This window comes from Marinifilum flexuosum (assembly GCF_003610555.1).
GTDB classification, from domain to species: domain Bacteria; phylum Bacteroidota; class Bacteroidia; order Bacteroidales; family Marinifilaceae; genus Marinifilum; species Marinifilum flexuosum.
The window spans coordinates 199,015-224,199 of record NZ_RAPQ01000008.1; the positions used below are offsets into that span (position 1 = coordinate 199,015).

At 35.5% G+C, this 25,185-nt stretch carries 26 protein-coding genes and 1 tRNA gene; 15 read left to right on the plus strand and 12 right to left on the minus strand.

Annotated features, from left to right (window positions below; all coding sequences use genetic code 11):
• Nucleotides 1–48: 48 nt before the first annotated feature.
• From BXY64_RS00915 to BXY64_RS00930, 4 genes are all read left to right on the plus strand, one after another.
• Nucleotides 49–1,305, plus strand: coding sequence for a peptidase U32 family protein (locus BXY64_RS00915; RefSeq protein ID WP_120238121.1), 1,257 nt, complete (start codon nt 49–51; stop codon nt 1,303–1,305).
• Between the two features lie 154 nt (nt 1,306–1,459).
• Nucleotides 1,460–1,963 carry a peroxiredoxin family protein gene (locus tag BXY64_RS00920; RefSeq protein ID WP_120238122.1) on the plus strand — a complete coding sequence of 168 codons (504 nt, stop codon included), beginning with the start codon at nt 1,460–1,462 and terminating at the stop codon, nt 1,961–1,963.
• Nucleotides 1,964–1,966: 3 nt separating this feature from the next.
• The gene (locus BXY64_RS00925; protein ID WP_120238123.1) at nt 1,967–2,761 is read left to right on the plus strand and encodes a DUF2797 domain-containing protein; all 795 of its coding nucleotides are present in this window, start codon (nt 1,967–1,969) and stop codon (nt 2,759–2,761) included.
• Nucleotides 2,762–2,869: 108 nt separating this feature from the next.
• Nucleotides 2,870–3,886, plus strand: coding sequence for a branched-chain amino acid aminotransferase (locus tag BXY64_RS00930; RefSeq protein WP_120238124.1), 1,017 nt, complete (start codon nt 2,870–2,872; stop codon nt 3,884–3,886).
• A 94-nt stretch (nt 3,887–3,980) separates the two neighbouring features.
• Here BXY64_RS00930 and ahpF read toward each other — a convergent pair whose 3' ends face one another.
• From ahpF to BXY64_RS00950, 4 genes are all read right to left on the minus strand, one after another.
• Nucleotides 3,981–5,540, minus strand: coding sequence for an alkyl hydroperoxide reductase subunit F (gene ahpF, locus BXY64_RS00935; protein ID WP_120238125.1), 1,560 nt, complete (start codon nt 5,538–5,540; stop codon nt 3,981–3,983).
• A gap of 96 nt (nt 5,541–5,636) precedes the next feature.
• Nucleotides 5,637–6,200 carry an alkyl hydroperoxide reductase subunit C gene (gene ahpC / locus BXY64_RS00940; RefSeq protein WP_120238126.1) on the minus strand — a complete coding sequence of 188 codons (564 nt, stop codon included), beginning with the start codon at nt 6,198–6,200 and terminating at the stop codon, nt 5,637–5,639.
• A 310-nt stretch (nt 6,201–6,510) separates the two neighbouring features.
• A complete protein-coding gene (locus BXY64_RS00945; RefSeq protein WP_120238127.1) occupies nt 6,511–7,734 on the minus strand; it encodes an aminotransferase-like domain-containing protein in 1,224 nt (407 codons plus the stop codon).
• Between the two features lie 164 nt (nt 7,735–7,898).
• Nucleotides 7,899–9,359 carry an adenylate/guanylate cyclase domain-containing protein gene (locus BXY64_RS00950; protein ID WP_120238128.1) on the minus strand — a complete coding sequence of 487 codons (1,461 nt, stop codon included), beginning with the start codon at nt 9,357–9,359 and terminating at the stop codon, nt 7,899–7,901.
• Between the two features lie 238 nt (nt 9,360–9,597).
• Between BXY64_RS00950 and BXY64_RS00955 the strand changes: the two genes are divergently transcribed.
• From BXY64_RS00955 to BXY64_RS00975, 5 genes are all read left to right on the plus strand, one after another.
• Complete coding sequence (locus BXY64_RS00955; protein ID WP_120238129.1) at nt 9,598–10,425, plus strand: universal stress protein; 828 nt, start codon at nt 9,598–9,600, stop codon at nt 10,423–10,425.
• An 80-nt stretch (nt 10,426–10,505) separates the two neighbouring features.
• Entirely contained in the window at nt 10,506–11,087 is a 582-nt protein-coding gene (locus BXY64_RS00960; protein WP_120239718.1) for a non-canonical purine NTP diphosphatase, read from the plus strand.
• Nucleotides 11,088–11,096: 9 nt separating this feature from the next.
• On the plus strand, nt 11,097–13,352 hold the full coding sequence (porZ, locus tag BXY64_RS00965) for a type IX secretion system anionic LPS delivery protein PorZ (RefSeq protein WP_120238130.1): 2,256 nt from the start codon (nt 11,097–11,099) through the stop codon (nt 13,350–13,352).
• A gap of 6 nt (nt 13,353–13,358) precedes the next feature.
• Entirely contained in the window at nt 13,359–14,090 is a 732-nt protein-coding gene (gene recO / locus BXY64_RS00970) for a DNA repair protein RecO (protein WP_120238131.1), read from the plus strand.
• A gap of 67 nt (nt 14,091–14,157) precedes the next feature.
• A tRNA-Arg gene (locus BXY64_RS00975) sits at nt 14,158–14,229 on the plus strand.
• Nucleotides 14,230–14,386: 157 nt separating this feature from the next.
• Here the strand turns inward: BXY64_RS00975 and BXY64_RS00980 are convergent.
• Complete coding sequence (locus BXY64_RS00980; protein ID WP_120238132.1) at nt 14,387–14,752, minus strand: winged helix-turn-helix transcriptional regulator; 366 nt, start codon at nt 14,750–14,752, stop codon at nt 14,387–14,389.
• Between the two features lie 176 nt (nt 14,753–14,928).
• Here BXY64_RS00980 and BXY64_RS00985 point away from each other — a divergent pair, with 176 nt between their 5' ends.
• Nucleotides 14,929–15,492 (plus strand): (2Fe-2S)-binding protein, encoded by a 564-nt coding sequence (locus BXY64_RS00985; RefSeq protein WP_120238133.1) that lies wholly within the window; start codon nt 14,929–14,931, stop codon nt 15,490–15,492.
• 233 nt (nt 15,493–15,725) lie between these two features.
• Here BXY64_RS00985 and BXY64_RS00990 read toward each other — a convergent pair whose 3' ends face one another.
• The 3 genes from BXY64_RS00990 to BXY64_RS01000 all read right to left on the minus strand — a co-directional run bounded on the left by BXY64_RS00990 (nt 15,726) and on the right by BXY64_RS01000 (nt 17,124).
• Nucleotides 15,726–16,031 carry a monooxygenase gene (locus tag BXY64_RS00990; protein ID WP_120238134.1) on the minus strand — a complete coding sequence of 102 codons (306 nt, stop codon included), beginning with the start codon at nt 16,029–16,031 and terminating at the stop codon, nt 15,726–15,728.
• 36 nt (nt 16,032–16,067) lie between these two features.
• Nucleotides 16,068–16,658: a nitroreductase family protein gene (locus BXY64_RS00995; RefSeq protein WP_120238135.1), complete on the minus strand. Its 591-nt coding sequence runs from the start codon at nt 16,656–16,658 to the stop codon at nt 16,068–16,070.
• 79 nt (nt 16,659–16,737) lie between these two features.
• A complete protein-coding gene (locus tag BXY64_RS01000) occupies nt 16,738–17,124 on the minus strand; it encodes a hypothetical protein (RefSeq protein ID WP_211334383.1) in 387 nt (128 codons plus the stop codon).
• A gap of 117 nt (nt 17,125–17,241) precedes the next feature.
• Here BXY64_RS01000 and BXY64_RS01005 point away from each other — a divergent pair, with 117 nt between their 5' ends.
• The 3 genes from BXY64_RS01005 (at nt 17,242) to BXY64_RS01015 (ending at nt 19,515) form a co-directional block, all read left to right on the plus strand.
• Nucleotides 17,242–17,598: a winged helix-turn-helix transcriptional regulator gene (locus BXY64_RS01005; protein WP_120239720.1), complete on the plus strand. Its 357-nt coding sequence runs from the start codon at nt 17,242–17,244 to the stop codon at nt 17,596–17,598.
• Between the two features lie 25 nt (nt 17,599–17,623).
• Nucleotides 17,624–18,814 carry a winged helix-turn-helix domain-containing protein gene (locus BXY64_RS01010; protein WP_120238136.1) on the plus strand — a complete coding sequence of 397 codons (1,191 nt, stop codon included), beginning with the start codon at nt 17,624–17,626 and terminating at the stop codon, nt 18,812–18,814.
• A 92-nt stretch (nt 18,815–18,906) separates the two neighbouring features.
• Nucleotides 18,907–19,515 carry a phosphoadenosine phosphosulfate reductase domain-containing protein gene (locus BXY64_RS01015; protein ID WP_120238137.1) on the plus strand — a complete coding sequence of 203 codons (609 nt, stop codon included), beginning with the start codon at nt 18,907–18,909 and terminating at the stop codon, nt 19,513–19,515.
• 214 nt (nt 19,516–19,729) lie between these two features.
• Here BXY64_RS01015 and BXY64_RS01020 read toward each other — a convergent pair whose 3' ends face one another.
• On the minus strand, nt 19,730–20,953 hold the full coding sequence (locus BXY64_RS01020; protein ID WP_120238138.1) for a hypothetical protein: 1,224 nt from the start codon (nt 20,951–20,953) through the stop codon (nt 19,730–19,732).
• 261 nt (nt 20,954–21,214) lie between these two features.
• Here BXY64_RS01020 and BXY64_RS01025 point away from each other — a divergent pair, with 261 nt between their 5' ends.
• Nucleotides 21,215–22,159, plus strand: a complete 945-nt coding sequence (locus tag BXY64_RS01025) for an NAD(P)-dependent oxidoreductase (RefSeq protein ID WP_120238139.1) — start codon at nt 21,215–21,217, stop codon at nt 22,157–22,159.
• Nucleotides 22,160–22,224: 65 nt separating this feature from the next.
• Here BXY64_RS01025 and BXY64_RS01030 read toward each other — a convergent pair whose 3' ends face one another.
• Nucleotides 22,225–22,920 (minus strand): TapB family protein, encoded by a 696-nt coding sequence (locus BXY64_RS01030; RefSeq protein ID WP_147375842.1) that lies wholly within the window; start codon nt 22,918–22,920, stop codon nt 22,225–22,227.
• 366 nt (nt 22,921–23,286) lie between these two features.
• Between BXY64_RS01030 and BXY64_RS01035 the strand changes: the two genes are divergently transcribed.
• Nucleotides 23,287–23,718 carry a globin domain-containing protein gene (locus BXY64_RS01035; RefSeq protein ID WP_110362588.1) on the plus strand — a complete coding sequence of 144 codons (432 nt, stop codon included), beginning with the start codon at nt 23,287–23,289 and terminating at the stop codon, nt 23,716–23,718.
• Between the two features lie 43 nt (nt 23,719–23,761).
• Here the strand turns inward: BXY64_RS01035 and BXY64_RS01040 are convergent, their stop codons facing one another.
• Nucleotides 23,762–23,986, minus strand: coding sequence for a TM2 domain-containing protein (locus BXY64_RS01040; protein ID WP_110362590.1), 225 nt, complete (start codon nt 23,984–23,986; stop codon nt 23,762–23,764).
• A gap of 127 nt (nt 23,987–24,113) precedes the next feature.
• Nucleotides 24,114–25,163, minus strand: a complete 1,050-nt coding sequence (gene queA, locus BXY64_RS01045) for a tRNA preQ1(34) S-adenosylmethionine ribosyltransferase-isomerase QueA (protein ID WP_120238141.1) — start codon at nt 25,161–25,163, stop codon at nt 24,114–24,116.
• Nucleotides 25,164–25,185 lie beyond the last annotated feature (22 nt).

Here is a 25,185-nt window from a genome sequence, read left to right on the forward strand (position 1 = left end):
GCTTACATATGCATTCTAAATAAGTATTTTTTGCATATCAGTAATTTAATGAAGAGAAGAGATATAGAATTAATGGCACCAGTAGGTTCATACGAATCTTTAATGGCTGCCATTCAAGGGGGAGCTAACTCGATATACTTTGGTATTGAGCAATTGAACATGCGTTCAAGGTCAGCAAATAACTTTGGATTTGAAGACCTAAAAAAAATTGCCAATATCTGTAAAGAGAACAATGTGAAATCTTACCTTACCGTTAACACGGTATTGTTCGATCATGATATTAAGTTGATGTATAAAATTGTTGATGCTGCCAAAGAAAGTGGTGTTACTGCAATTATTGCATCGGATGTTTCGGCAATTATGTACGCACGATCGGTTGATGTTGAGGTACATATATCTACTCAATGTAATATCACTAATATTGAGGCAGTAAAATTTTACGCTCAGTTTGCCGATGTTGTGGTTTTGGCTCGTGAGTTGGATTTGAACCAGGTAAAAGCCATTTACGATCAGATTGTTGAACAGGATATCAGAGGTCCTAAAGGTGAATTGGTGCAGATCGAGATGTTTGCGCATGGAGCTTTGTGTATGGCAGTTTCGGGTAAGTGTTACCTGAGTCTGCATGAGAAGAACTCATCTGCTAATCGTGGGGCATGCATGCAAACCTGCAGAAAAGCTTATACAGTAACGGAAAAAGAATCGGGTAACGAGTTGGAAATTGACAATGAATACATCATGTCGCCAAAAGACTTGTGTACCATTGGATTTTTAAATAAAATGATTGATGCAGGCGTTCGAGTTTTGAAATTCGAAGGTCGTGCACGTTCTCCGGAATATGTAAAAACTGTGGTTGGTTGTTACAACGAAGCAGTTGATTCTTACCTTGATGAATCTTACAATAAAGAAAAGATTGATGCTTGGATGGAGCGTTTGTCTACAGTATTCAACCGTGGATTTTGGAATGGATATTACCTGGGACAAAAACTGGGTGAGTGGAGCAATGAATACGGAAACCGTGCTACCAAGCGTAAAATGCTTGTTGGTAAAGGAACCAACTATTTTACCAAGATTAAGGTTGCGGAATTTTTGTTGGAATCCAACGAACTTACAGTTGGGGATAACATCTTGATTACAGGACCTACAACTGGAGTGGTTGAAACCACAATCAAAGAAATTAGGGTAGACCTTAAACCAGTAGAAAAAGCGGTGAAAGGAGATAGTTTCTCTATTGCTTTGGATACTATGATCCGTCGATCGGACAAATTGTATAAGATTGTTGAGGTAACCAATGATTTGATACAGTAGAAAAGTCTAGAAGTCTAAAAGTCAAAATGTCCAAAAGTCTCCCTTTTAGGGGAGTCCCGAAAGTTTTCGGGATAAAGGGGTGTTAAGAAAAGAATAAAAAAGCTGTCAGCTGAATGCTGATAGCTGTTTGCTTAAAAATTAAACCAAAATAAACATGAACAAGATCGTTCTAACATTTATTACTTTGTTCGCTGCGCTATCCCTTAATGCAAGCGACTTTAAAGGTTCATTATTAAAAAATGGAGATAAAGTACCAGAGTTTACTGTTACCACTTTAGATGGGAAAGAAGTTTCGATAAAGGATTTGAAAGGAAAAGTGGTTCTGATCAATTTTTTTGCTACATGGTGTGGACCTTGTATGAAAGAGTTGCCAGAAGTTCAAAAACAATTGTGGCCGAAATTTAAGGATGAAAATTTTGCAATGGTTTCAATTGGTCGTGAACATACAAAGGATGAGTTAACTAAGTGGAATCAGAAGAAAGGTTTTACCTTCCCAATTGCACCGGATCCGAAGCGTGAAGTTTATTCAAAATTTGCCAGTCAGTACATTCCTCGTAACTTTATTGTCGATAAAACAGGAAAGGTCATTTGGCAAGGGGTTGGATTCGATCAAAAAGAGTTGGATCAAATGATAAAAGCCATTCAGGAAAACTTATAATCCATGCAAGGAAATATCAGAAAAATGCGCACCGATTTAGGGGAGCAAGTACAGTATCAATTGCCAATTGGTGATGATTTAACTGAAATGAACTCACTAATTGGTAAGAAGATCAGTTTGAAATTTATGGATCAAATCAATTGCATCCATTGTGGAAAGAAAACCAAAACATCCTTTTCGCAAGGATATTGTTATTCATGCTTTACCACTTTGCCTCAAACCGATCCCAGCATTGTTCGTCCTGAGTTAGATTTATCTTATTTGGGGATTTCCCGTGATATGGAATGGGCAAAAGAAAATTCCCTTACACCGCATTACGTTTATTTGGCTTATTCTGGCAATTTAAAAGTTGGTGTTACCCGCGAATCGCAAGTTCCAACACGTTGGATCGATCAGGGAGCTAGTAAGGCAATAAAGCTTGCCAAAACTCCAAACAGACATATAGCTGGTGTTATGGAGGTGGCTTTAAAGGAGCATTTTTCTGATAAGACTAACTGGCGCGAAATGCTAAAACAGGATGGCACTATGGATATTGACCTATTAGAGGAGAAAAAGAAAGCTGCTGATAAGCTTCATCCAGAATTGAAACAATATTTAAGTGATGAGGATGAAATTTACAGCATTAATTATCCTGTAGATGAGTTGCCTAAAAAAATTACCAGCTTTGGTTTTGATAAAATAAAAGAGTTCGAAGGAGTTTTGAAAGGGATAAAAGGTCAATACTTGATTTTCGAAGAAGGAAAAGTTATAAATATTCGAAAACATAACGGATATCTTATCGAATTGAAAGTTATTTGATAAAAAAAGTAAGAAACTGTAGGTAAAAAGAACAAATTTCTTAATACATTTGTGTAGACTTGAAAAACTTAAAGAAACAAAACACTAATCGCTAAATTCATATCTGAAATGGAAAGCATTAACTGGAAAGAATTTGGTTTTGGTTATACTAAAACTGATTACAATGTTCGTTGTCACTATCGTGATGGAAAATGGGGAGAATTAGAAGTATCTTCTTCTGATCAAATCAATGTTCACATTGCATCAACTGGTTTGCACTACGGACAACAAGCATTCGAAGGCTTAAAAGCATTTAAAGGTCCTGATGGAAAAGTTAGAGTTTTCCGTATTGACGAAAATGGTAAACGTCTACAAAGCTCATCTCACGGTATTATGATGGCTGAAATGCCTTTGGATTTATTCCGTGAAGCTGTAATCAAAGCTATCAAATTGAATGAAAGATGGATTCCTCCTTATGAATCAGGAGCTTCTTTATACATTCGTCCGGTATTATTTGGTAATGGTGCTCAGGTTGGAGTGAAGGCTTCAGATGAATATACTTTCGCAGTATTTGTAATGCCTGTTGGACCATATTTTAAAGAAGGATTCAAGCCAACTGACTATGTGATCTATCGCGAGTATGATCGTGCTGCTCCTCAAGGAACAGGTATCTATAAAGTTGGTGGTAACTATGCAGCTTCGTTAAGAGGTGGAACAAGAGCTCACGATGAAGGTTTCTCTGCTGTATTATTCTTAGATGCTAAAGAGAAGAAATATATTGATGAGTGTGGTCCTGCTAACTTCTTCGGAATTAAAGATAACACCTACGTAACTCCAAAATCAAACACCATTCTTCCATCTATTACAAACAAAAGTTTGTGTCAAATTGCTGAAGATTTAGGTATGAATGTAGAGCGTCGTCCAATCACTGTTGAAGAATTGGCAGATTTCTCAGAAGCTGGAGCATGTGGTACAGCAGCTGTTATTTCTCCAATCCGTAAAATTGTTGATGCAGATAATAAGATTGACTATATGTATGGTGAAGAGGCAGGAGAGCGTAGCTTTAAGCTATACGAAACTCTTCGAGGCATTCAGTACGGAACTGTTGAAGACAAACACAACTGGAATACAATCATCGAGTTTTAATCGATAACTTTAATTCCTTTTAAAATATAAAGAGCATCGGGTTTTCCTGATGCTCTTTTTCGTTTGTTGTAAGTAATTTCGTAATTAATCCGGATTAATTTACCAGAAGCAATCCTTTTATTCGATCGTCAAAAGCCGAAAGTGCAGCTTTTGAACCTTCTCCCATGGCAATCACAATTTGTTTGTAAGGAACGATAGAAACGTCACCAGCAGCATAAATACCAGCTTGGTTGGTTCTACAGTGTGAATCAATTTCAATTTCGCCAACTTGGTTGGTTTTAACTGTATCGGCAAACACTTTGCTGTTGGCATTTAAACCAATCTGAACAAAAACGCCATCGGTTGTTAAAACTTCTTCCTTTTCGGATATTCGATCCTTATATTTTAAAGAGTGTACCTTATTGCCATCACCATCAATACTTAATGTTTGAGCATTGGTGGTAATGCTTACATTCGATAATTCTTTAATTTTATCTTGCAAAACCTGGTCGCCTTTTAATTCATCCATAAATTCTAGTACATGAACTTCTGAAGCGATTGAAGACAAGTCAATTGCAGCTTCTAGTCCAGAGTTTCCTCCACCGATTACAACCACTTTCTTGCCTTTGTAGAAAGGACCATCGCAGTGAGTACAGAAAGCCACTCCTGAACCAATATAATCGCTTTCTCCGGGAACATTTAATTTTTTCCAGCTAGCTCCAGTAGCAATGATAAGTGCAGGTGTAGTGATTGTTTCATTCAGTGAAGTGGTAATGGTTTTAATTCCATCAACAACATCCAGGTTTTCAATCACACGATTTTCCAGGATATCAATAGGATAATCATGAAGGTGTTTCATTAAGTTACCTGATAATTCAGCTCCACTTGTTTTGGGAACGGAAATCATATTCTCAATGGATACCGTTTCGGTTACCTGACCGCCTATTTTTTCGGCAACAATGGCTACCGAGAAACCTTTACGTGCTGAATATACTGCGGCAGAAACTCCAGCAGGGCCACCACCAGCTACAATAACATCATACTCTTTCTTTTGCTGCAATTCAGGTGTGTACTCAGTTCCCAATTGTTCTTCCAGCTTACTTAGCAATTCACCTAGTGATGAACGACCAACATGCAATTGTTTGTCATTTGCATAAACTGTTGGAACAGCTTGAATGTTTAAATTTTCTACTTCTTCCTGATTAATGGCTCCATCAATAATTTCGTGTGAAATATTTGGATTCAGAAAGGCAAAAATGTTTAATGCTTGAACAACATCAGGACAATTGGTACATGATAGGGAGATGAAGCTTTTGAGTTCAACTTTATCTGAAATCGCTTGAATTCTTTTTGTAAGCATTTCATCTGGCAAGTTTTTTCCAATTCCATCAAGGTTTAAAACTGCCAATAGCAAGGTTGTAAATTCATGACCATTAGGTACAGCTTTAAAAGTGACATTGGTTTCTGCTCCATTTTTTAGAATGGTAAATGCCAATCCATCTGCTTCTGATATTTCTAGGTTTACCTTATCGCTACATGATGCAACATCCTCTAAAAGAGAGATTAATTCTTGCTTGTTAGAGTGTGATGATGATACTTGTATTTGAAATGTATATTGGTTTTTAAGCGATGAAAATAAATCAATTACCTGATTTTTTATTGTTTGTTCCAGCATGTTTTTTTGATTTTGGGAAAATCTGCCTTAAGGTAGTTTAACTTTAATCGGATCTTTTTTAAAGATTACTTCAAGGCAGACTCGGGTATTTTTTTCTTAAATTTTGCCTACTAAGTCGATGCTAGGCTGTAAAGTTTCATTTCCTTCTTTCCATTTGGCAGGACAAACTTCTGATGGATTTTTAGCAACAAACTGTAATGCTTTTAATCTTCGTAGTAATTCATCGGCATTTCTACCTACATTACCTGCAACTACTTCGTATGCTACAATTTCTCCCTCTGGATTTACAATGAAAGTTCCACGTTCAGCCAAACCTACTTCTTCAATCATTACGTCAAAACCACGAGATAAAACTCCCGTTGGATCTGCTAACATTGGGTATTGAATCTTCTTAATGGTATCTGAAGTATCGTGCCAAGCTTTGTGTACGAAGTGTGTATCGGTTGATACAGAGTAAATTTCGCAATCTGTAGCTTTAAATTCAGGATATAGGTTTGCAAGATCTTCCAATTCAGTTGGACACACGAAGGTGAAATCGGCAGGATAGAAGAAAAAGACAGACCATTTACCCAATAAATCTGATTTTTTTACTGTTTTAAAATTGTTGTTTGCAAATGCTTGTACTTCAAAATCTACTACTTGTTTTCCAATTTGTGACATACTTTGTTTTTTTATGTGATTATTTTTATTCTTTTGTTTTTATCTGTTACAAATCTAATTCTAGATTCAATATAAATCAAATAGATAATAATTCTAAAAGTATAGATATAATCAATAATGTTGAGTCAAGGCATTTGTTATTAGTGGATTGTGTGATTGTAAGAGTGATGGAGTAATGGTAAAAAATAAACGAGCACAAACTGAATTGCACTCGTTTTTCTCATTGTAAGGTGAGATTTAGGATTTATAATCTATTAAATGTTTGGTTCAATTTGAACTCAAACGATGTTACTAAATTAATGAATTGCTTTTAAATTTCAACTCGATTGTTCATTAATGCTTTAATCGAATCTGCCAATCGCTGAACACCAATTCTGTTTTGTTCTTCATCCATGAACGAAAAATTAATTCTCATGGTGTTTTTACCACTTCCATCGCAGTGGAATACAGAACCAAGAACAAAAGCTACATTTTTTTCTATCGCAATCTTAAAAAGATCTTCTGCATCCATGTCTTCAGGCAGCCTTAAGAATAGGAATAATCCACCTTCAGGTTTTGTCCAACTTACACCTTCAGGCATAAAATCTTCAAAAGCTTTTAGCATTACATCTCTTTTTCGGTGATACATTTCGATAATTTTCTTCAAGTTCTTATCGAATAAACCTTCTTCAAGGTATTTAGCAGCAATCTTTTGAACAAAAGGAGCTGTGCATAAATCTGTTGATTGCTTCGCTTTAACAAACTTGTCAATAATTGCCTCGTGGGCAACGATCCATCCAATTCTAAAACCAGGCACAAAGATTTTGGAAAAAGTTCCCAGGCTCATTACTTGTCCAGTGTTGTCCAGTTCAAACATCATTTTTTGTGCTTCCCCTTCGAATCTTAATTCTCTGTAAGGGCTATCCTCAATGATTAAAATATTGTATTTTTTTGCTATTTCTATGATTTCTCGTCGGCGAAATTCTGGCATTGTGATTCCGGCAGGGTTCTGAAAGTCGGGAATAACATAGATGAACTTAGGCATTTCGTCTTGTTCCTGCATTTTTTCTAAAGTTTCTTCCAATAAGTCAGATCGCATTCCGTGCTCATCAAATTTAATTCCTATTGGAACACCACCATAACTTGAAAAGGCACCTAAACCGCCTAAGTAACTTGGTAATCCACAAATGTATTTATCGCCACGGTTTAAAAAAATCTTACCAGCCAAATCTAACCCTTGTTGCGATGATGTAAGGATTACTAGGTTGTCTGTCGTAATTTGCAAACCCTGATCTAGATAACGTTTGGTGAGGATTTCACGAAGTTTGCGATCACCTTCGGTCGCACCATACTGAAGGGCTGAACTTCCTTCCTGATCAAGAATCTTACAGGATATTTTCTTTAAATCATCAATAGGAAAAGAGCTTGGTGCAGGCAAGCCACCTGCAAACGAAATGATATCATCTCGCTGGGTTAATTTTAACAATTCTCTGATTACCGACCGCTTCATTCCTTTTGCACTGTCGGAAAGAATACTTTCTAAGTTAGTTATCATTTTGATCCCTTTTTTGATTAGTTTATGTTGTGATTTTTTGAAAATCAGGCATTTTGACTACTAATAAATTTACGTTTTTATAGTGGTAAAACCATAGAATCATAAACAAATGGGATTTCAGAATGACAATTTATAATAAATATGCATTCAAAACTTTAAAACAATCAAATCAGCTCTCTGAGCTTTTCAAGTTGTTTGTACTTGTTAACATTCCGCATACTTCTGGCGGTTTTTGTAAAATACTGATGATTCTCGATGAACCGGATTTGTAATCGGTTCCATTCATCAATACTTTTAATTTTGCCGTATTCTTTAAGCTCTCGGTATAAATTTCCCGAAACAGGAATGAAATCTGTTCTTCCAAGGTAATCCAAATCTGCATCGCACATGATCATTTCCAGTAAGGATTCTGGTTGTGGTGGATGCTTGGTGTGCATAATCAGATTGGAAACTTCATCAATTTGTTTTTCAGTGTATTTGTATTTGGGAAGGATATGTTTGGCAAGTTTTACGCCAAACTCTTCATGATCGTTATAAGAAAGAATAAAACCGGTATCGTGGAAAAGGGCTGCAGTTTTAATGATTAGCATTTCTGCTTCTGTAATTCCTTCTTTTCGGCCAATAATCTCCACTTCTGTAATTACATCTATGGTATGTTTCAGATTGTGATAATATAAGTTCTTGGGAAGTTCATTTTCCATTTTTGTAAGAATGGTCTCTTCCAAGTCATCGTAACGAAGCATTTGAAAGCTGGTTAGGAAATAATCGTTAGGAAGTAAACCTTTCAAATCTGCTGACATATTTGGTAAGAATCCTTTCACAAAGTACATGTCGATGTTTCCTTTGTATTTTACAGGCATTCTTCCGCGATATTCACAAATGAAAAAATCTTTTACCAGCATGTATGTCATTCCCGAGATGTTAATTTCTCCGACCGAACCGGAAGACTCCATTCGACTTGCTGTATTTACTGTATCGCCCCAAATGTCGTAACTGACTTTTTTTGTTCCTACTACACCAGCAATAACAGGTCCGGTATGAATTCCGATTCTCAATCCCCAAATGGCTTTTTTTCCATCTTTCGAATTGATTTTCATCTTATTCATGTATTGCTGAATTTCCAATGCCGCAAGAATCACCTCAATGGGGTTGGTTCTGTTTTTATTTGGGATACCACCGGCACACATATAAGCATCACCCACGGTTTTTATTTTTTCGATATTGTATTTCTCAACAACAGAATCGAAATGCATGAAGAATTTATCCAGTTCATCAATCAGATCTTCGGGATTCATTTGTTCTACAATTTTTGTAAACCCATGAATATCTGAAAATAGAACCGTGACCATTCTAAATCTTCGGGAACTCACTTTTCCTTTGGATTGTAATTCTTCAGCGGTTTGTTTGGGTAGAAGGTTAGCTAGCAGTTTTTCTGCTTTTTCTTTCTTAAAAATTAACTCTTGATTCTTATTGTAAAATTCTTTTTCTAACTCGCTTCTTTGTCGTCGAAGTTCAATTCTGAACCACAAAAAAAGAAACACAACAATAATTGGAAGAAGTAAGCCAAACAGGATGAGATTCTGCGAAAATAAACCAATTTCTACTTGCCCCAATATGTGCAACATCATATTAGATTTTACAAGAAGTATACAGAGAGTGTAATGAGTCATTTTAGATCTATTATTAATCAAAAATAAGCGATGAGACTAAAAATAGGTAAGAATTTTTAATTATTGGACTGAAACAGAAAATAATCAACAAACTTTAACTGGTGGAATAAATTTGTTGTTTTAACAAAAAATACCTAAATTGAATCCAGTTATGTTAATACATGTTTTTACTGTCTCCCTTTTAAACTAAACTATGGAAAGTACAAAAAGATCTTTACTTGTAGCATGGGATTTTTCAACCGTTGCTGAATATGCACTTGATCATGCAAGTATTTTTGCGGAAAATGTTGAAGCTGAGGTAATTTTGGTTCATATTGTTAAGAAAGAATCACAACTTGAGGAAGCCAAAGTTAAAATGGCGGAAGCTGTTGAGAAAATCTACAAGGAGAAGAACATTCGACCTGAATTCATTGTTCGTGATGGAAGTATTTTTACTACAATAAATGATGTTGCCAAAGAAATGAATGCTATGTTGGTTCTTATGGGGACTCATGGAATTAAAGGCATGCAGAAACTTACAGGAAGTTGGGCCCTTAAAGTAATTGTAGGATCCAGAGTGCCATTTGTTGTGGTTCAGGCTCCTCCGGTTCAGAAAAAATATTCTTCGGTTGTTTTACCAGTAGACTTTAAGAAAGAGAACAAGGAGAAATTGAGTTGGGCAGAATTTTTAGGGAAGTTCTTTAAAGCCAAAATGCGAATTATTACGCCTAAAATGCCTGAAGGACAGATGTTACAAAGAACAAAAGCCAATTTGGTTTTTGCTAAGAAATATCTGGAGAGCAGAGGGATTGATTATGAGATTGATACTGCTGATGGGGGCAATGATTTTGCGATGGAGACAGTTGAATTTGCAAAGAAGATTGATGCTGATATCATATTGATTATGACTACAAAGAACATCTCTTTCCAGGACTATATGCTTGGTGCACACGAGCAGTTTGTGATAGCCAATTCGGCTCATATACCGGTAATGTGTGTAAACCCAAGAACCGATTTATCTAAATACGGTAGTTTTTACTAAAGCTTATCTTATTAATATCTATATTTGAACAACGGTTTTTTAGCCGTTGTTTTTTGTTTGATGTAAATGGTAAAAGAAAGATGAAATTAATATTTGCAACCAATAACTTAAATAAATTAAAGGAGTTACAGCAGTTACTTGGTGAGAAAGTTGAGCTGTTAAGTTTGAAGGATATCAATTGTAATGATGAAATTCCGGAAGACTATGAAACCCTTGAAGAGAATGCAACTCAAAAGGCAGAATACATATACAAAAAGTACAATGTGAATTGTTTTGCCGATGATACAGGTTTGGAGATAAAATCTCTTAACAACGAGCCTGGTGTTTACTCTGCTCGTTATGCAGGAGTAGATAAGGATGCCAAAGCCAACATGAAAAAGGTATTGACGAAACTTGAAGGAATCGAAGATCGTTCAGCAAGATTTAGAACGGTAATTTCTTTGTTTTTAAATGATAAAGAGTATCAGTTTGAAGGAATAGTTGATGGTAATATTCTTGAATCTGAGAGAGGGAAAGATGGATTCGGTTATGATCCGATATTTGAACCTAAGGGCTACAAGGTATCATTTGCTGAAATGGAAATGAGCGAAAAAAATAAAATTAGCCACAGAGGTTTGGCTGTTCAGAAATTAGTCCAGTTTTTATTGGATTACAAAAATTAATAAGTTGCTATGAGAAAGATTGCTATCCTTTTTGTTTTGATTTTTTACATTTGCTCAATTCAAGCACAAAATTTTGTGGGATGGAGTGAGCATTTGCCATATCGTAAAGCCAAACAACTGGTAGCATCTTCTGATCATATTTTCTGTCTTACAGAATCGGGTGTGTTTTCTTATTCTTTAATTGATAATGAAATAAAGTCATTTGGTAAAACAAATACTTTATCAGATTCTGATGTGTCATCGATAGCCTGGTCCGAAGAAAATGAGACTCTTGTTTTGGGCTATGAAAATGGAAATGTTGATTTAGTAAGAAAGAGTGAGCTTGTAAATATCGCTGATATTAAGAATTTTGGAGGTTTTGCCGATAAACAAATCCGATCGATACATGTAAAAAATGATATTGCTTACTTGGGAACGAGTTTTGGAATTGTTGCTCTTAATTTAAGTAAACAAGAAGTTGCTGATACTTATTTGATCGGTGAAAATGGATCTCAAATTCAAGTAAATGATATAATTACTGATGAAACGAGTATTTGGGCAGCAACAGAAAATGGAATTTTTAAAGCCAATTTAAACTCAAGTAACTTAGTCGATTTTAACAATTGGGCACGAATTACTAATATTCCAAATCATACAAGAGAATGTGTTGATCTTAGTGTTCTAGATGGAAAAATGTATGTTCTGAGAAATTCAATAGGATTGGCTAGTGAGATATATCAATACAGTAATGAAAATTGGGATGAATTTTACTCAAGTGCAGAGTTAATTTATTCAATGTCAACTTTTGATGATGAGTTGTATGTTGTTTTAAATGAAGAAATAAAGAAATTTGATTCTTCTGGTAATGAAATGGCCAATATTTCAAGTGCTGAAGCAAGTAATTTTAGGGATATTTTAGTTGGGAATGATCGAGTTTTTATTGCTGACCATGAGAAATCACTTTTAGAACAAACTGGTGGTGAATTCATACAAATCAAGCCTGATGGGCCATTAAGATTGGATATAACATCGGTTTATTCTAGGGGAAAGCAAACATGGGCAAGTGCCGGCCTGACAAATAAGGATTTACCTGCAGAATTGTATTTGTTTACAGATTCGGAATGGAAGAACTTTACTGATAGCAATGTTGAGGAATTAAGGGATAAAAAGAATATCACAAGCATTGCTGGAAATCAGAAAAATGAAACGAGAATTTATGCTGGAACCAGCGGAGATGGCATATTTGAATTCGAAAATGAAGAATTAAAAAATTACTATCACTCTTCTAACTCGCCTCTGAGCAATAATGGAATTATTGCGATGGATTCTGATGATGAAGGTACATTATGGGTTTTAGATGCTAATTCAGGAAAGAGTATAAAAGCTTTAAGCTACAATAATGAATGGATTTCTTTGTCGTATAGCAGTATAGATAATCGTTCGGATTTACGAAAAATTATTGTCCTTCAGAATGGCGATAAATGGATTTTAAGAGGATTGGGAAGTTCATTGTTTGCATTTAATGTAAATGGTACAATTGCCAATAATGATGACGATGTGAAGAGCAATTTCTTTGTGCGGGATGAAAATAATTCCAATATCAGTACGCAAATTCATGATATTACAGAAGATCAAAAGGGGAGTGTTTGGGTTGGTACAGCAAGTGGAGTAGCTGTGTATTCAGACCCAGGAACTATTTTTAGAGAGGGAAGCTTTTTCGCATACCGTCCTGTGATTACAATTGATGGCTCAACTCAATATTTACTTTCTACCGAAAAGGTTCAGTGTATTGAAGTAAATGGGGCAAACCAAAAATGGCTTGGGACAGAAAATTCCGGAGCGTTTCTGGTTTCGGAAAATGGAGATAAACAATTGACTCATTTTAACACATTGAATAGTCCTTTACCATCAAATAACATTCAAAAGATATCTGTGAATCCGGGAACGGGAGAGGTTTTCTTCCTTACTGATAATGGAATGGTATCCTACAGAGGAAAAGTGACTGAAGGAACCGAAAATTACCAAGACTTGTACGTGTATCCAAACCCGGTTAGAGAGACTTACAAAGGAGATATCACGGTAAGTGGATTAATGAGCAATTCAACCGTTAAAATTACTAATGTAAGTGGAAATCTGGTTTGGGAAGGCAAATCGGAAGGAGGCCAATTTATTTGGAATGGCAAAAATTTTAATGGATCAAGGGCTCATACTGGTGTATATCTGATATTTTGTTCCAATGCTGATGGTTCAAAATCTAAGGTGATTAAGCTGTTATTCATTAACTAAGTCATTATGCTGCACCAAACAAAAGGCATAGTATTGAATCGGGTTCAGTATGGAGAAACCAGTCTGATTGTTCATGTTTATACCGAAAAGTTTGGTCGCCAAAGTTATATAGTGAAAGGTGGTCGCTCAAAAAAATCGAAAAACAAAAGCAATTTGTTCCGACCTTTCTTCTTACTTGATATGGAGGTGTACCATCGCGAGGGGAAAAGCATACAATCCTTAAAGGAAGTCAGACTTGCAGAAACCTTTAGCAGCCTGATTTTTGATGTATACAAAAGCTCAATTGCTCTTTTTTTAACTGAAGTGCTTTCCAAAGTGTTGCGCGAGGAAGAAGCCAACCATGAACTGTTTGTTTTCTTGTATAATAGCATTAGATACCTTGATCTAACAAATGAATCGGTAGAGTTGTTTCATCTCTATCTTTTAACCAAATTGACTCGCTTTTTAGGTTTCTATCCTCAACTAAATAGAAGTGAGATTGCCTCTTGTTTCGATATGGACAATGGACGATTTGTTTCTGAAATAAATTCACATGCTCATTGTTTAAATAAGGAAGAAAGTAAAGTGTTATTTGATTTGTTTAATGCTTCAATTGATAAGCTTAATGAGTTAAAAATAAACAAGAACACATCAAGAATTCTTCTTCGAGGGATTCTTAATTTTTATGCACTGCAAAGTCAAGGATTTTCTTCGCTTAAGTCACTCTCTGTGATTGAGGAGCTTTTAAATGGAGACTAATTATTAAATTTTTTTATGCTCTGTTTTGATCTTCCAAGCTGATTAAATACATTTGCAAGACCAAAATGGCCCCATAGTTCAAGGGATAGAATAGTTGTTTCCTAAACAATAGATCCAGGTTCGAGTCCTGGTGGGGCTACCCAATCGGAAAAGCTGACAGTTTTGTTGGCTTTTTTGTTTCTACTTTTCTCAAATCTACAGCTTTTTTATCCAATTCATAGAAAAGGATTTGTTATCATTAAAATCTACCTGAGGTTTTACCTATTATAAGTGATGTAGATGAACTCAGAACACAATTATGACTCAAACTTAGCTCTCGATTCCATTATATCTTCCATATTTTCTTCTGCCCAATCCACCAATTTGTTGATATGTACTAATAATGATTTTCCTCTTTCTGTGATTTCATATTCTACTCTTGGTGGGATTTCAGGAAATACAGTTCTTTTTATTAATCCATCAGCTTCCAGTGTTCGAAGAGTGACTGTAAGCATTTTTTGGGATATGTCACCTATGGTTTTGTGTAATTTATTAAAACGCATATTATCTACTTCTCCTAAAACCAGAAGGATCAATACTGACCATTTATCACCACACCTATTTAAAACTTTTCTTACGGGACATTCCTCAAAATGAGAAAATATTTCTAGTTTTTTTTCCATTTTATCATCTTGGTTTTCAACATTAGTTACTTGAAAGTAAGTATCTCACTTTGCTGTAAGTTCTTGGAATATAGATACTATGCAATTAGCTTTGACGCACTAAAAGTAAGTTAAAATACATTAGTTATCAAGAATTATCAGTTTGGTTTAAACCTAAATTATAGATATTAGTTATTATGGATTTAAGTACTATCGAAAAAGCTATCGAAACAAAAGTATACCATATTCATTCCGATATGAAAGTACCATATCATGAACATGCAGCTCAGGATGAAGTATTTTATTGTATAAAAGGAGAAGGTATTGGTATTGTAGACGGAAAAGAAGTAGAGTTAACCGTAGGAAGTGTTTTACTTGCTCCAGCTGGTTCGATGCATACTCTTAAAACTGACGGAGATTTATACGTAACAGCTTTACTAATTCCTGTAAATAGAATTATCTGCCACTGCAAACAAGTGACCTATGGTGATATTAGAATGGCTATGGTTAATGGAGCTCGTACCGTAGAAGAAATAAAAGAAATTACAGGAGCAGGTACCGGTTGTGGGAATTGTATTGATGATATAAAGAAAGTATTGGGCTTAGCTTGTGGTTGTAAGATGATTACTATGGAAGCGCTTGTTGATGCTTTTAATAATGGAGCCAATACAGTTGAAAAGCTTGGAGAAGTGACAGGAGCAGGCACCGATTGTGGAAAATGTAAACTTTTACTACAGAATGTAATTGATACAAGAAGGTAATAAACTTCGCAAGATTCGGATTTTTCAGACCTACCTGCTAGAAGCTTAAAGGCAGCATAACAGTTGAGAGAGGTGAAAATAGCTTGGTAAAAAAAATAAATACCTCTTTAATTATTTCAATTAAAGAGGTATTCATGTCACTTATGAATAATTTTTTGCCTTTTCTGTTTATTGAAAGTTGAATAAAGAGATGTTTTTTAAAAGAAATTGCCAGTATGATAAAATATTAAACGTTAGTTGAAAGGCCCATTGTTAATTTTTGAAAGTTCTTCATTTACTTCGAAGATTCGCCCTCTAATTTCTGAATATCCCCACTGGTTTAGTCTTTCGGTATGCATTGCCAAATATTTTTCTGCATTTGCTCTGTTGTCAAATACATAAACACCTCCGGCTGTTTTGTCAGATTCATTCTGAGTCCAGATTTTCCAAACTACACCTGGTTCATTATTAATACTATTTGCAAGATCTTTCATTTGTTTTGCCATTTCCTCGCCAAAAGGTCCTGAATGAGGAAAATCTACATACATAATTACTGCCATTTTACTTTATTTTAAATTGTTTATACTTATCGAATTTTAAAATCCCATCCACTTCACTTTTTCTTTTAAATCAGGACTTTGTCTTTGTGGAGCAATTGGCTCCATATCAGGATACCCAATTGGAATAATCCCAGCTATGAGCCTGTCTTCGGGCATAGCTAAAATTTCTTTTACCTTTTCAGAATGATTTAATCGGCTCCCAATCCAAACAGTACCCAGACCCATTGCCTTTGCTTGCAGAAGTATATTCTGAATAGCTGCACAACTGGCTTTCAAAGCCTCTTCTCTTTTGAAGTTGTCCTCTAGTTTTGGGTAGCTTACAATGATGTGGCAAGGAGCACCTCCAAAATTTTTTGAGTATTCCAGCATTCTTTGCTTTTCCTTTTCAGGGATATAAGGTGCTGATGGAATGTATTCTTTGGCAAACTTGTAGAACTCATTGGATATTTTTTTTGCAAATTCATCTCGTGCAACAACGAATTCCCAGGGTTGACTATTCCCAGCTGATGGTGCCCAATTGGCAGCTTGCAATAGCTTTTCTATTAAGACGGGTTCAAGTTCTTCATCCTTATATTTTCTAATGCTTCTCCGATTTTTAATTACATCTATTACATCTATTACATCCATTCTCTTTTTATTTTTCTACCAGCCCCATACATGTTAGCACTTTGATTGACTTTTCTTGATGGGCTTCATTGGTTTAGTGTTATTGATTGTCTTTTAGTTTTATAAAGCTTAAAATTGCCAGCAAGGCAAAAAATATTGGATCCGACCATCCAAATCCAACAAAGATTTTAGTAAAACCTGCATATAGTGTTATTAGTACTCCAAGAACATTTGTTAGCATCAAGCCTTTAAATAGTTTTTGTGCAGTAAGGCTTTTAGTTTCTGTATCCTTAAATAAAAAGCCTATAATTGCTATACCACCTAAGAAAATGCTATTGTGTTGAGATAAAAATGTTGAATATTGATCATTTAATTGTACACCATAATTAGGCCATATGAGCTTAGGGAAAAGGAATAATCCAATTGCGAAAATCGCATAAATGCTACTATGTACTTTTAGAAAAGTACTGTTACTTATTTTTTTCATCTCCATCTAATTTTATTTTCATGTACAAATAAAGAAATAGAATGCTGTATATTTACTATGTATTTCCTCAAGGAAACCAGTATCCTCGAGGTAACTAACTGGGAAATTCTGAAAAAAATGGAGAAGAAAGAAGATGTCATTTTGTCCAGGCAATGTGAATTGCAAATAAGAGCTATAAAAGATACCATGGAACTCTTATCGGGAAAATGGAAAATGCAGATAATTGGTACATTGTTACGGCATGGAACAATGCGATTTATGGAACTTAAAAGAACTTTAAATGGGATAGCTCCCAAAAAATTATCGAAGGATTTACATGAGCTGGAAATGAATAAATTAATAACGCGAACAGTTAAAAATACGAAACCGATTACGGTTGAGTATTCGATAACAGAACATGGAAGAACATTAGATGGTTTAATAGGGGAAATAATTGATTGGGGATTAACTCATCGCCAAACGATAATAGGATAATCTCTGCTCATATACAATAAAAACAATGTCTCGATTTACTGAAACTCTCTCCTCTGATCAAGCCAGAAAGTTGGTCTTGTTATCTCAACAAATCCCTCCGGTAAAACATAAGGGAACAGCCATTGATGCCAGCCTTTCGGCCATCGAGCATTTGGGCTACATTCAAATTGATACCATTTCGGTAGTTCAGCGAGCGCATCATCATACTTTATGGACTCGAAATCCAAAATATCAAGCTTCACATCTCGACCAGTTGCTTGCCGAAAAAAAAGTATTTGAATATTGGTCGCATGCAGCTGCATATCTGCCTATGCGCGATTTTCGTTTTAGCTTGATACGAAAGCATGCAATAGCAAGTGGAGCTCAAAATCACTGGTTCGAAAAAGATGAGAAATTAATGAATTCCATCATGAAGCGAATTGAGCTTGAAGGTCCTTTGATGGCAAAAGATTTTGAGAATACCGACAAAAAAAGAAGAGATTGGTCGAGTAAACCTGCCAAAAGAGCCTTGGAAAATCTGTTTATGCAAGGCGATTTGATGATTCCCCGCAGAAACAATTTCCATAAAGTTTACGATCTTACCGAAAGGGTAATTTCAAGTGATATTGATATTTCCATGCCAACGGAAGAGGAATACATTCGCTTTTTGATTGTTAGGTATTTGGAGGCAAATGGCTTGGGATTGGCATCTGAAATGGCCTACCTGCTGAAAAATACCAAACCCATAGTGGAAAGGTATCTAAAAGAAATGCACTTAAGCGGTGAGTTGTTGCAAATAAAAGTAGGAGAGGTAAATTACTACACTTTGCCAAGTGCTCTTGACCTATTGAATAAACTTTTGTCGCGCAGTAAACTCAAAATTCTTTCCCCCTTCGACAACTTGTTGATTCAGCGAAAGCGCATGCATTCCTTATTCAATTACGATTACCAAATTGAATGTTATGTGCCCGAGGCCAAACGCAAATTTGGATATTTTTGCTTGCCAGTTCTTTGGGATGGAAAGTTGGTGGCCAGGATGGACTGTAAGGCCGATAGAAAGACATCGGTATTACATGTAAATCATTTAGCATTAGAAGCAAACCTGAAGAAATTAGATGCTTTTTCCGAAGCCTTATCGAAAGAATTAAAAGCATTTATGATCTTTAATGATTGTAAACAGGTAAAAATTCACAGAACAACACCAGAGTCGTTTCATTTTGCAATGGATAAGTTTTAAAAGTACTTATTCTTTGTTTTAACATTTTGAAGCAGATTTTTTTATAATTTCGTCCGTACAAATCAGAAAATAAACGATTAATATAGATAAAAATGGATATTAAAGCACTTAATGAGGAATTGAGAGGTAAAACTCCAAAAGAGATTATTGAATGGGCAGTTGCATATGGAAAAAAATCAGTGGTTACCACAAACTTTAGACCTTACGAAGCTGTAATTTTGCATGCTTGTGCCGAAGTGAAGAAAGATATTCCGGTAATTTGGTGTGATTCAGGATACAATACTTCCAATACCTATCGTCATGCTGAAGAGACAATAAAACAATTGGACTTAAATGTAAAATTGTATGTTCCTAAGCAAACTGCTGCACATCGCGATGTGGTTATGGGTATTCCTGATATCAACGATCCAAAACACAAAGAATTTACCGAACAGGTAAAAATGGAGCCTTTCCGCAGAGCAATGGAAGAGCACAAACCAGATGTTTGGTTCACAAACTTGAGAAAAGGTCAAACTGCTTTCCGCGATTCTATTGATATTCTTTCTCTATCAGCTGATGGAATGCTAAAAGTAAGCCCGTTTTACAACTGGAGCGACGAAGAAATGGACAAATATCTTGCTGAGAATAATTTAGGAATTGAAACCAAGTATTTCGATCCAACAAAAGTTCTTGGCAACCGCGAGTGTGGATTACACGGATAAAGAATTTCAGTAGACTTGCCTAAAGTTTACTGCAAAGAATTGAAAGACGCTTTCGTACCTGTGTGGATGAAGGCGTTTTTTTATTTGCGATGCCATAAAACCATTCGCAAAAGCAAATTTACGTAGAGACCATTCGAAGAGCTAAACCATCGATTTTACCGACTGATTTGCCAATTCTAAGCAAGATTTATCAATCCAAGCATTGAATTAAGCTTTAAACTGCATAAAAACCTTCCTTTTTAAACTCTTCCAACTTCTTTTCAAAAAGTAGCGAGAAATTGTTCAGTTCGGCTTTGTGTTTATTTACGAATGAAAAACGGAAAGGAGAGTGACGTTCACATTGTTGGATAAATTCAGGACTAAAATCTTTAGGGTTGCTAACAACCGATGATCCGAACAACAATCCAAAACTACGCTTAATCAATCCCTGGAATGCAATTTCGTTTGGATAAACTTTCTTTACTGTTGCCAAAACTTCTTTTCCCAAATGATAGGTTTTGCATAACATTCTATCGAGATATTGTGAATGCAGGTTTTTAGAGAAACAGGTGAAAACTCCTTCATACAAATCATCTCTGGCATCTTGTAAATCGTCTAATATTTGCAAATATGCGCCATACTCGTAAAGAAAATGAAGTTGATCGTAGCTCAATTCGCCAGCAATTAAATATCCATCGGCAATAACCGATGTTGCACCTTTGGTAACGGCAATCTCGAAACATTCTATATCGCTCATGAGCGTTTTTTTAGTCAATGCAATGCTTCTGGTTTGTGCATGGTGAATATCCAATAAACTTTCGTGCACTTTGGGATAATTGCCTCGGTCATAATCATCTTCTATCATTCCAACCAATTGATAGATTTTTTCTTCGGCTTCGCTTTTTGCAATTATCTCTTCGCCTTTTAGTCGCAATTCAAAACGTTCAGAAAATTCAATTTTATCTTGATGAGAGATTCTTCGCGAATCAATGAAATTATCGGTATACGGATAAAGGAGGCTATACGCCAGGGTAGATGAAGTGGTTTGAACAGGATATCCAAACAAGGATTGAAGACCAAAAACAATCCACTGGTTTCTTAATGCCTGAAAAAGTTCCTCGTTACCCAAGTTCGAATCAAACTGAAGGGCTTTTCGGATAAAATCCTTGGTGGCATGAATCATATCATCAGAAAAAATCAATTGCAATTGATCATTGGAGTATGACAACTCCTCTTTAAAGAAGGACTTACACTTTTTAAAAAGCAATTCATTTTCGAGAATTTCTTTTTCGCTGTTCGATTTTACAAAGCTGAGAAATCGTTCGCATTTTAACTCCCAGATGTATTTCTCAATAAAAGAGAACTTTGGCTTATTGACAGGAAATTCTTCCGAGCAATTTAGCCATTTGTTGATGAATTGATTTAGAAATTTGTTGTATGTTTTTGTGTGGTCAATCATTTGGTAATTTGTTCATTTACTGATACAAATTCAGAAAAATATCCGAAGCATGAAATTTAAATCGTTCAAAGCCAATAATTACCTGCTGAATGCTTTTTTTGCACAGCTATGGCAGGATATCAGTCCCTAATTCATTGATTCTGAAAAATGAAATCTTTACTTTAGCAGTCTGATGATCGTGAAACGTCTGAATAATCTTGAAATGTATAATAATTAATAGTAACAGTTCTCAACTAACTGTTTACTGATAATTGTAAAAATATGAAATTCACAATACTTGAACCAATAGGAATGACCGCCTGTAAATATGGTCAACTTAAAAAAGAATTTGAAGAGTTGGGACACGAGTTGGTGTTCTTTGGAGATCGAAATGAGGACGAGCAAGAACTCATCAAACGAGCAGAAGGAGCCGATGCGATTGTAGTCAGCAATATTCCAATCACTAAAAATTTTATTGATGCCTGTCCAAATCTTTCCATGATTTCGGTGGCATTTACAGGTGTAGACCACATTGATATGCAAGCTTGCAACGAGCGAAACATTTTAGTTTCCAATGCGGCCGGGTTTTCTAATGAATCGGTTGCCGAACTTGCCATTGGCATGATTTTGTCGGTATACCGCAAGATAGTTGGTGGAGATGCAATGACTCGTTTTGGAGGTGATCGTGGAGGATTTTTAGGAACTGAGCTAAATGGAAAAACATTAGGTATTATCGGAGCTGGCGAAATAGGCCTTAGAGTGGCCGAAATAGCCAAGGTTTTTAATTGTAATGTTCTTGCCTATAGTCGAAGCGAAAAGAGCGTAGAAGGCGTTAAATTCGTCGATAAAGAAACTTTATTGAAGGAGTCGGACATTGTTTCATTGCACGTGCCATTAACATCGGAAACAAAAGGCTTAATGGGAAAGGATGAATTCAAACTAATGAAACCAGAAGCAATTCTGATTAATACAGCTCGCGGACCTGTTGTAGATAGTGATGCATTGTGTTGGGCCCTTGATGAACACGAAATTGCAGGTGCAGCTGTTGATGTTTACGAAAAAGAGCCACCATTGGACAAAGAGCACATCTTGTTTACTGCTCCAAATCTAATTATGCTTCCGCACATTGCTTATGCTACCAACGAATCATTCGAAAAACGAATCGATATCGTGATGGATAACATCAAATTGTGGCTGCAAGGCAAACCTAGAAATATAATGAATTAATTAAGGATGAATTAAAAAAAGGAGAAAGTAGTAACAGACACTTTCTCCTTTATATTTTGAACTTTTTACTTTATAATCTTCACCAACTGTGTAATTCCGGTTAACTTTCCTTTCTTGTTGTAGGATTCACTTCGAATGGTTCCTATATCTTTCGAAATCCACATTACATTACGGATGGTAACATTTACAAAGCCAGTTTTACTCTGAACCTCCTCAGAAAGTTTGTAGCACTTAAAATTACCTGCTGGGGTATCCATATTTTCTAAAGCTTCAACTTTTCGATTCACGATATTGGTGGTCATATTCATGTTCATTACTCCACCTTCAATCGAAATGGTAATTGAACCATCTTTTAGTGATTGTCCAGGCTTTAAATTTGGGGGATACATCAAATCATCCGTGGTAATTTTGACCTCCATATTCTGGAAAGCCTCCATTTGTTTTTGGTTTAGGTACTGATCCATATCAATGTAAAATTCATTGCCTTTACAGCGGAATGTAATGGTGTCCGACAGAATAACTTTGTCTTTTGAATTTTTATCCATCGTGTTTTGCAACATGGAGTAAATGGTTTCACCACCTTTATTTTTAATCGATAGTAGTTTTTGGGTATACGAGCCTAGTACTTTTCCTTTTTGATTAGTCATTTCATAATGCAACTCGGTTCCTACTGTGTTGGGAATGTAAATGCTGCATTCCTGGGCAAGTACAAGCTTAGAGCTCAAGAATAGCATAAGAATCAGATAAAATATCTTTTTCATGATCATTAAATTGTGGCTAAAAGCCGCGGTTTAAAGTGAATTGGTAGCAAGTTGCCAAATGGCAACCAAAAGAGTATGTGGGACCTTTTAATTGATTATCTAATTTATCAAATTATGGCTTGTAAGAAAAATAAATTTTAGGAGATTTTAGAAATTTAAGAGTGATTGGTCTTTTTTTTAATAAAGCAGTAGCGATTTAGAAAATCTTTGATACTTTTAAGTTTAAATCAAGTAATAATACCGATTATAAATTGTATTCGCCATCTGTTCATAAAACTTCAAATGTCGAACCAATTATATATCGGCATTTCAATTTAATATTTCATAGCTTCTCTATAGCTTACTCTGAAATTTAAATGGTATAATATGAAACTGGAAATTAAAGAATATCAATTTGGTGAACGTCCACAGGTAACCAGACCAAATAGAGAAATATTAACGATTTTGGGTGAAGAAGGAATCAGAAAATTAGTAGACGATCATTACAGTCTTTTGCGTGAAAGCGAGATAGGTGCTATGTTTCCTCCCGATGATAAAGAATTTGAAGCAGCCAAGTTGCGCTCATCAGATTTTTTTATTCAAATTTTAGGAGGACCACAATATTTCAATCAGAACAGGGGAGAACCAATGTTGGTGCGTCGCCACAAGCCATTTAAAATTACGGCCGAAGGAAGAAAAATCTGGCTTGAATGTTATCAGAAATTGTTACCAGAGCTTGGTCTTTCAGATGAGCTTTTAATGTCTTATTGGAATTATCTGAATGTATTTTCAACATGGATGATAAATAACGAAGAATAAAAAAAGAGATCTGTGTAACAGATCTCTTTTTTAGTTTTACTATCTAGTTTTTAATATAGCGCCCTTCTTTATCTTTAAAGCTTCCTACTGCAATGATGATTAAATCAATTAGAGTCCAGATTCCTAATCCACCTAATGTTAATAACATTAATACTCCAGTTCCAATTTTACCTGCATAAAAACGGTGAACTCCCAGATTTCCTAGGAATAGACACAATAGTATCATCGCAACAAAATTCTTGTCGCTTCTTTCTACAACAACTTCCATAGTTAAATTTTAATTTGTTAAACGGATGTGTAAAATAGTAAAAATTATCACTACTCATGTTAAGACTACATAAAAAAAGCTGATGATTAATCAATCACCAGCTTTGCAAATTATTTTATAGATTGTTTTAGATGATCAACATTGCATCACCGTAAGTTCCAAATCTGTATTTTTCTTTAATTGCCTCTTCGTAAGCAGCCATTACATTGTCGTAACCTCCAAATGCACAAACCATCATCATTAAAGTAGAAAGTGGTAGGTGGAAATTGGTAATCATTCTGTTTGGCACATGGAATTCGTAAGGTGGGAAAATAAATTTATTTGTCCATCCTTCGAAAGGTTTAAGCGTTCCCATGGTTGATACAGAACTTTCAAGCGTTCTCATAACAGTAGTACCAACTGCACAAACATTTTTCTTCTTCTTTTTAGCCAAGTTTACTTTCTCAACAGCTTCATCCTCGATAAAGATCTGCTCAGAATCCATTTTGTGTTTGGTCAAATCTTCAACATCAACAGTGCGGAAATTACCCAAACCAACATGTAGAGTTACCTCTGCAAAATCGATACCTTTAATTTCCAAACGCTTCATTAGCTCACGGCTAAAGTGCATACCAGCTGTTGGAGCAGCAACTGCACCCTCATGCTTTGCAAAAATAGTTTGGTAGCGCTCTGCATCTTCAGGTTCTACCGAACGATCAATGAATTTTGGAAGTGGAGTTTCTCCTAATCCGAAAAGAGTTTTCTTGAATTCATCATATGGTCCATCGTACAAGAAACGAAGTGTTCTACCTCTCGATGTAGTATTGTCAATTACTTCGGCAACCAACAAATCGTCATCGCCAAAGTATAATTTATTACCAATTCTGATTTTACGAGCCGGATCAACCAAAACATCCCATAGTCTTTGTTCGCGATTTAATTCGCGTAACAAGAATACTTCAATTTCGGCACCTGTTTTCTCTTTGTTACCATACAAACGAGCAGGAAATACTTTGGTATTATTGAACACCATTACATCTTCATCATCGAAATATTCAATTAAATCTTTAAAGATTTTGTGCTCAACTTTACCTGTATCTTTGTGAAGTACCATTAAACGAGATTCATCTCTGTTATAGGCTGGATGTAAAGCAATAAGTTCTGTAGGTAATTTATACTTAAACTTAGATAACTTCATAAGGCTGACTGACTTTTAAATA

Bases quoted from the DNA above. Each gene is read 5' to 3' on its own strand.
- BXY64_RS01000 (WP_211334383.1), bottom strand. From the start codon at position 17,124: ATGAAAAAAATAAGTAACAGTACTTTTCTAAAAGTACATAGTAGCATT.
- BXY64_RS01025 (WP_120238139.1), top strand. From the start codon at position 21,215: ATGAAATTCACAATACTTGAACCAATAGGAATGACCGCCTGTAAATAT.
- porZ (WP_120238130.1), top strand. From the start codon at position 11,097: ATGAGAAAGATTGCTATCCTTTTTGTTTTGATTTTTTACATTTGCTCA.
- BXY64_RS00925 (WP_120238123.1), top strand. From the start codon at position 1,967: ATGCAAGGAAATATCAGAAAAATGCGCACCGATTTAGGGGAGCAAGTA.
- BXY64_RS00920 (WP_120238122.1), top strand. From the start codon at position 1,460: ATGAACAAGATCGTTCTAACATTTATTACTTTGTTCGCTGCGCTATCC.
- BXY64_RS01020 (WP_120238138.1), bottom strand. From the start codon at position 20,953: ATGATTGACCACACAAAAACATACAACAAATTTCTAAATCAATTCATC.
- BXY64_RS00955 (WP_120238129.1), top strand. From the start codon at position 9,598: ATGGAAAGTACAAAAAGATCTTTACTTGTAGCATGGGATTTTTCAACC.
- BXY64_RS00950 (WP_120238128.1), bottom strand. From the start codon at position 9,359: ATGTTGCACATATTGGGGCAAGTAGAAATTGGTTTATTTTCGCAGAAT.
- BXY64_RS00930 (WP_120238124.1), top strand. From the start codon at position 2,870: ATGGAAAGCATTAACTGGAAAGAATTTGGTTTTGGTTATACTAAAACT.
- BXY64_RS00990 (WP_120238134.1), bottom strand. From the start codon at position 16,031: ATGGCAGTAATTATGTATGTAGATTTTCCTCATTCAGGACCTTTTGGC.
- recO (WP_120238131.1), top strand. From the start codon at position 13,359: ATGCTGCACCAAACAAAAGGCATAGTATTGAATCGGGTTCAGTATGGA.
- BXY64_RS01030 (WP_147375842.1), bottom strand. From the start codon at position 22,920: ATGAAAAAGATATTTTATCTGATTCTTATGCTATTCTTGAGCTCTAAG.
- BXY64_RS01015 (WP_120238137.1), top strand. From the start codon at position 18,907: ATGGATATTAAAGCACTTAATGAGGAATTGAGAGGTAAAACTCCAAAA.
- BXY64_RS01010 (WP_120238136.1), top strand. From the start codon at position 17,624: ATGTCTCGATTTACTGAAACTCTCTCCTCTGATCAAGCCAGAAAGTTG.
- BXY64_RS01005 (WP_120239720.1), top strand. From the start codon at position 17,242: ATGGAGAAGAAAGAAGATGTCATTTTGTCCAGGCAATGTGAATTGCAA.
- queA (WP_120238141.1), bottom strand. From the start codon at position 25,163: ATGAAGTTATCTAAGTTTAAGTATAAATTACCTACAGAACTTATTGCT.
- BXY64_RS01035 (WP_110362588.1), top strand. From the start codon at position 23,287: ATGAAACTGGAAATTAAAGAATATCAATTTGGTGAACGTCCACAGGTA.
- BXY64_RS00945 (WP_120238127.1), bottom strand. From the start codon at position 7,734: ATGATAACTAACTTAGAAAGTATTCTTTCCGACAGTGCAAAAGGAATG.
- BXY64_RS00960 (WP_120239718.1), top strand. From the start codon at position 10,506: ATGAAATTAATATTTGCAACCAATAACTTAAATAAATTAAAGGAGTTA.
- BXY64_RS01040 (WP_110362590.1), bottom strand. From the start codon at position 23,986: ATGGAAGTTGTTGTAGAAAGAAGCGACAAGAATTTTGTTGCGATGATA.
- ahpF (WP_120238125.1), bottom strand. From the start codon at position 5,540: ATGCTGGAACAAACAATAAAAAATCAGGTAATTGATTTATTTTCATCG.
- BXY64_RS00995 (WP_120238135.1), bottom strand. From the start codon at position 16,658: ATGGATGTAATAGATGTAATAGATGTAATTAAAAATCGGAGAAGCATT.
- BXY64_RS00980 (WP_120238132.1), bottom strand. From the start codon at position 14,752: ATGGAAAAAAAACTAGAAATATTTTCTCATTTTGAGGAATGTCCCGTA.
- ahpC (WP_120238126.1), bottom strand. From the start codon at position 6,200: ATGTCACAAATTGGAAAACAAGTAGTAGATTTTGAAGTACAAGCATTT.
- BXY64_RS00915 (WP_120238121.1), top strand. From the start codon at position 49: ATGAAGAGAAGAGATATAGAATTAATGGCACCAGTAGGTTCATACGAA.
- BXY64_RS00985 (WP_120238133.1), top strand. From the start codon at position 14,929: ATGGATTTAAGTACTATCGAAAAAGCTATCGAAACAAAAGTATACCAT.